Genomic DNA, 4,917 nt, shown 5'->3' on the forward strand with positions numbered 1-4,917 from the left:
AAGACATGCCCGTGGAAGACATGCCCGTGGAAGACATGCCTATGCCGGATGACAGGCCGATGAGCGAACCATTGCTGACAGTCGAGGACCTGACGGTCCGCTTCCGCCGCGAGGATGGCACCGGAACGGTGGCGGTGGATCATGTCTCCTTCACCATCGCCCGCGGCGAGACGGTGGCCCTCGTCGGCGAATCCGGTTCCGGCAAGTCGGTCACGGCCCAGTCGATCCTGCAGCTGGTGCCGAGCCCGCCGGCCGAGCGCACCTCCGGACGCATCCTCTTCAAGGGGCAGGATCTGGCTGCGCTGCCCGAGGCCGCCCTGCGCAAGGTGCGCGGCCGCGACATCACCATGGTGTTTCAGGAGCCGATGACCTCGCTGAACCCGGTGCACACCATCGGCCGGCAGATCGGCGAGATCCTGCGCGTGCACAAGGGCCTCGGCCAGCAGGCCGCGCGGGCCCGCACGCTGGACCTGCTGGAGGCGGTGGGCATCCGCGATGCCGCCACGCGGCTCGATGCCTTTCCGCATCAGCTTTCCGGCGGCCAGCGCCAGCGTGTGATGATTGCCATGGCGCTGGCCAACGAGCCCGACCTGCTGATCGCCGACGAGCCGACCACCGCGCTCGACGTCACCGTGCAGGCCCAGATTCTGGCGCTGCTGAAGGATCTGCAGCGCCGCCACGGCATGGCCATTCTGTTCATCACCCACGATCTCGGCATCGTGGCGCGTTTCGCCGACCGCGTGGCGGTGATGACGCAGGGCCGCATCGTGGAAACCGGCCCGGTGGCCACGGTATTCGCCCGCCCGGCCGATCCCTACACCCGCCATCTGATCGAGGCCGAACCGAAGGGCGAACCGCCGGAGGCCGATCCTTCCGCCCCGGTGCTGATGGAGACGAAAGACCTCCGGGTGTGGTTCCCCATCCGCCGCGGCTTCCTGCGCCGGGTCGTGGACCACGTGAAGGCCGTAGACGGCATTGATGTGACCGTGCGCGAGGGCCAGACCGTGGGGGTGGTGGGCGAGTCGGGGTCCGGCAAGACCACGCTGGGCTTCGCCCTGCTGCGGCTCATCCAGTCCGACGGCCCCATCGTGTTCATGGGCGACCGCATCGACCGCAAGGGCTGGAAGGCGCTGCGGCCGCTGCGCCGGTCGATGCAGGTGGTGTTTCAGGATCCCTACGGATCGCTTTCGCCGCGCATGTCGGTCGGCGCCATCGTCGGCGAGGGGCTGAAGGTGCACAGCCCGGCGATGACGGCGGAGGCCCGCGAGGCCCGCGTCATCGCCGCGCTGGAGGAAGTGGGGCTCGATCCGCAAACCCGCCACCGCTATCCGCACGAGTTTTCCGGCGGCCAGCGCCAGCGCATCGCCATCGCCCGGGCGCTGGTGCTGGAACCGCGCTTCATCGTGCTCGACGAGCCGACCTCGGCGCTCGACAAGAGCGTGCAGGCGCAGGTCGTGGACCTGCTGCGGGAGATCCAGTCCCGCCGCCGGATTGCCTATCTGTTCATTTCGCACGACCTGCGGGTGGTCCGGGCGCTGGCCAACGACATCATCGTCATGCGGGCCGGCAAGGTGGTGGAACAGGGCCCGACGGCCGATGTCTTCGCCAGCCCGAAGAGCGACTATACCCGCGCGCTCATCGCCGCCGCCTTCCACCTCGCCCCGGTCTGACCCGGCCCGGCCGGGCCGCAAAGCCGGACGACAAGACGACGGGGCGCCCGCCCCAGCCACAGAGCGGAGCCCGCCCCATGCAGGTGCGCAAGCGCATCGAGAGCCATTTCTTTCGCTACCTGACGGTGCTGATGATCACCTGCCTGCTGCTGTTTCCGGCGCTGGAGCACTTCCACGCCGGTCTCGCGGCACTGACGCTGGTCGACATCACCGCGGTGCTGCTGGCCATCCGCATGGCCCATCACTCCCGGCTCATGCAGGTGCCCATCCTCGGGCTTGCCCTGCTCGCCGTGGTGCTGGATTTGTGGGAGATCAGCACCAGCCAGCGCGAGATGGCAATCCTGTCATCGCTCTATTTCTGCTTCTTCTACCTGTTTGCCATCTATTCCATGCTCAAATTCGTGCTTGGACCCGGGCAAATCACCATCGAGAAGCTGTTCGCCTCCATCGCCGTTTACATGACGATGGCACTTCTGTTCGCACTCATCTACCGCGTCATCTATCAGATCAACCCGTCGGCCTTCAATTTCGCGATCACGCCGGAGGGCGAAACGAGCCTGTTCTTCGAGTTCATCTATTTCAGCTTCACCACCATCACCACCACGGGCTATGGCGACGTCTCCCCCGCCAGCCATCAGGCGCAGGCCTTCGCAATCGTCCAGCAGATGATCGGCGTGCTTTACGTCGCAGTGCTGGTGGCCCGGCTCACCAACCTTTATTCCGCCGGCGCGCCCGGCGACAGCGACGACGGGTGAGCGCCGCGGGCTGCCGGAAGCCCGCACAAAAAAGGCCCGGCGCGGGGAGATCGGAACACACCCCGCGCCGGGCCTTTTTCTTTCTCTTGCGGGGCCGTCCGGCTCACCGCGACCCCGTCCGGCAGCAATCGGCCGCCCCCGCCCGGCCGCCCCGGAGGGCGGGCGGCCGCCTCACTTCAGCAGCCGTTCCAGATCGTCGGCCTTGGTGTTGACGAACCAGCCCATGTAATTGACCTGCGGATAGACGACACCGCCGGAGCGCGCGTTGGCAGCCTTCAGCACATAGGCCCGGTCGCGCACGTCGCCCACATTGTAGAGCGTCGCCGTGATGCCGGGATTGCGCGAGATGTCGAAGCCGGCAATCTGGCGGTAGCTGTCGATGGAAACCTTGATCAGCGCGGCGATGTAGTCGAGCGAGGTGTTGGGGTCCATGATCGCGCTGTAGAGCGCGGCGGCATGGTCCATGTCGACGGGCGGCCGGCCGGAGCGCTTGGACACGATATCGGCCACCGACAACGCCGCGACCGGGCTCAGCTGACCGAGGCCGAAGGTCTGGCCGGCATAGAGCGGCTGGAAGAACACCCGGCTGAAGCGGTCCTTGGGAAAGGCAACGCCATCCACGGTGCGGCCGGAGAAGCTGGCCTTCCACACCTCGTCGCGGCAATCCCACAGGTCGAAGTCGTTGCGCTCGCTCTTGCAGCGCTCGAACTCGGGCCGCGCCACAAAATCCGACACCGCCTCGCCCTTGTACTGGAAGCGGATGGGGGTGCCGAGATAGGACATGGCCTTGACGTAATAGGCCTGCGCGGTGTCGACCGCATCGACATTGTAGGTGTGCTCGCCGACGATGGCGCCGACGATGTGGACCGGATCGATGCCGTAACGCGCCGCCACCTTCTTGATGCGGGCGATCAGTGCCGGGTCGCGCTCAAGCAGGCTGTAGATCTGGCGATATTTCGCCTCGAACGTGCCGCCGGTCTCGCGTGTGCGGGCAACGGAATTGCGATCGACGGCCGGCTGGTCGCTGCTGGCATTGCCCGGCGGCACCTCCACCGGCCCGGCCATGACCGCACCGGCCGGAACAGCCGGGATCATGACGGCCACCGTCATGACGGCCACGCCCGCCATACGGACCGCCGCGGAACGCACCGTTCCGCCAAAACGCTTGAGGCCGCCGGCACACGACGCGGCGAAAGACGAACGAAGCTGCTGGGGCAGCATTTCCACGACCATCCTGATCTGGCAGACGCCGGCGGACAGGCAACGCCAACAACCCTTCGACGTCCGGCATCCGATCATTTGGCGGCGGAACGGCGGAAACGCAAGAGCCCGATGCGATCACGCTGGCGCGAGGCTGGCCCGGCGCGGCAATTCACGCCCCGGTGATGCAGAGCGGCCGCAGTCGCCCCGCCGGGCTGGCTGCGGCCGTCAGGGCTTCGTTAAAGAATGAAGCGACTCAGATCCGTGTTGCGCGCCAGATCGCCCACGCCGCCGCGAACGAAGGCGCCGTCGATGACGATGGTTTCGCCGGCGCGATCGGGCGCCGTGAACGAGATATCGTCCAGAACACGCTCGATCACGGTCTGAAGACGCCGCGCCCCGATATTCTCGACGGAGGCGTTGATCTCCACGGCGATTTCGGCGATGGCGTCGACCGCATCGTCGGTGAACTCCAGCGTCACGCCTTCGGTCGCCAGCATGGCAGACGACTGCTTCAGCAGGCTCGCCTCGGTTTCCGTCAGGATGCGCTTGAAGTCCGCCTTGTCGAGCGCCGTCAGCTCGACGCGAATCGGCAGGCGGCCCTGAAGCTCCGGCAGAAGGTCCGACGGGCTGGCCACATGGAAGGCGCCGGAGGCGATGAACAGGATGTGATCCGTCTTCACCGTGCCGTGCTTGGTGGCCACCGACGTGCCCTCGATCAGCGGCAGCAGGTCGCGCTGCACGCCCTCGCGCGAGACATCGGCACCGCCGCGGTTCTGGCGGGCGCAGATCTTGTCGATCTCGTCGATGAAGACGATGCCCTGCTCCTGCACCAGCGCGATGGCTTCGCCGGTCACGGCATCCTGATCGAGCAGCTTGTCGGATTCCTCCGCAATCAGCAGCTCGTAGGAGTCCTTCACCGTGGTGCGGCGCGGCTTCTTGTGGCCGCCGAAGGTTTTGCCGAGGATTTCGCCGAGGTTCATCACCCCGACGCTGCCGGGCATGCCCGGCACCTCGAACTGCGGCGCGCTGGGTGCCGCGCTGATCTCCACCTCGATTTCCTTGTCGTCCAGCTCGCCGGTGCGCAGCTTCTTGCGGAAGCTGTCGCGGGTGGCCGGGCTGGCATTCTTGCCGACGAGGGCATCGAGCACGCGCTCTTCGGCCTGCAGGTGGGCCTTGGCCTGCACATCCTTGCGGCGCTTCTCGCGCACCAGCGCAATACCCACCTCGACGAGATCGCGCACGATCTGCTCGACGTCGCGGCCGACATAGCCGACCTCGGTGAACTTGGT

4 protein-coding genes are annotated in these 4,917 nt (G+C 66.8%); 2 read left to right on the top strand and 2 right to left on the bottom strand.

All coding sequences use genetic code 11. The annotated features are described in order from the left end of the window. Positions 1-59: 59 nt before the first annotated feature. Together V7067_RS09890 and V7067_RS09895 are read left to right on the top strand one after the other, a co-directional pair. Positions 60-1,670, top strand: a complete 1,611-nt coding sequence (locus V7067_RS09890) for an ABC transporter ATP-binding protein (protein WP_334175729.1) — start codon at positions 60-62, stop codon at positions 1,668-1,670. A gap of 77 nt (positions 1,671-1,747) precedes the next feature. After that, complete coding sequence (locus V7067_RS09895; RefSeq protein ID WP_334175730.1) at positions 1,748-2,425, top strand: potassium channel family protein; 678 nt, start codon at positions 1,748-1,750, stop codon at positions 2,423-2,425. A gap of 171 nt (positions 2,426-2,596) precedes the next feature. Here the strand turns inward: V7067_RS09895 and V7067_RS09900 are convergent, their stop codons facing one another. After that, positions 2,597-3,553 (bottom strand): DUF1402 family protein, encoded by a 957-nt coding sequence (locus tag V7067_RS09900; RefSeq protein ID WP_334175731.1) that lies wholly within the window; start codon positions 3,551-3,553, stop codon positions 2,597-2,599. A gap of 311 nt (positions 3,554-3,864) precedes the next feature. After that, positions 3,865-4,917: ATP-dependent protease ATPase subunit HslU (hslU, locus tag V7067_RS09905; protein WP_334175732.1), on the bottom strand; the 1,053-nt coding region annotated here is incomplete at its 5' end.

The organism is Pseudoxanthobacter sp., from assembly GCF_036822375.1.
Classification (GTDB): Bacteria; Pseudomonadota; Alphaproteobacteria; order Rhizobiales; family Segnochrobactraceae; genus Pseudoxanthobacter.

What these genes read in the sequence shown, in the direction of transcription:
- V7067_RS09895 (WP_334175730.1), top strand. Translation starts at nt 1,748, where the DNA reads ATGCAGGTGCGCAAGCGCATCGAGAGCCATTTCTTTCGCTACCTGACG.
- V7067_RS09890 (WP_334175729.1), top strand. Translation starts at nt 60, where the DNA reads ATGAGCGAACCATTGCTGACAGTCGAGGACCTGACGGTCCGCTTCCGC.
- V7067_RS09900 (WP_334175731.1), bottom strand. Translation starts at nt 3,553, where the DNA reads ATGGCGGGCGTGGCCGTCATGACGGTGGCCGTCATGATCCCGGCTGTT.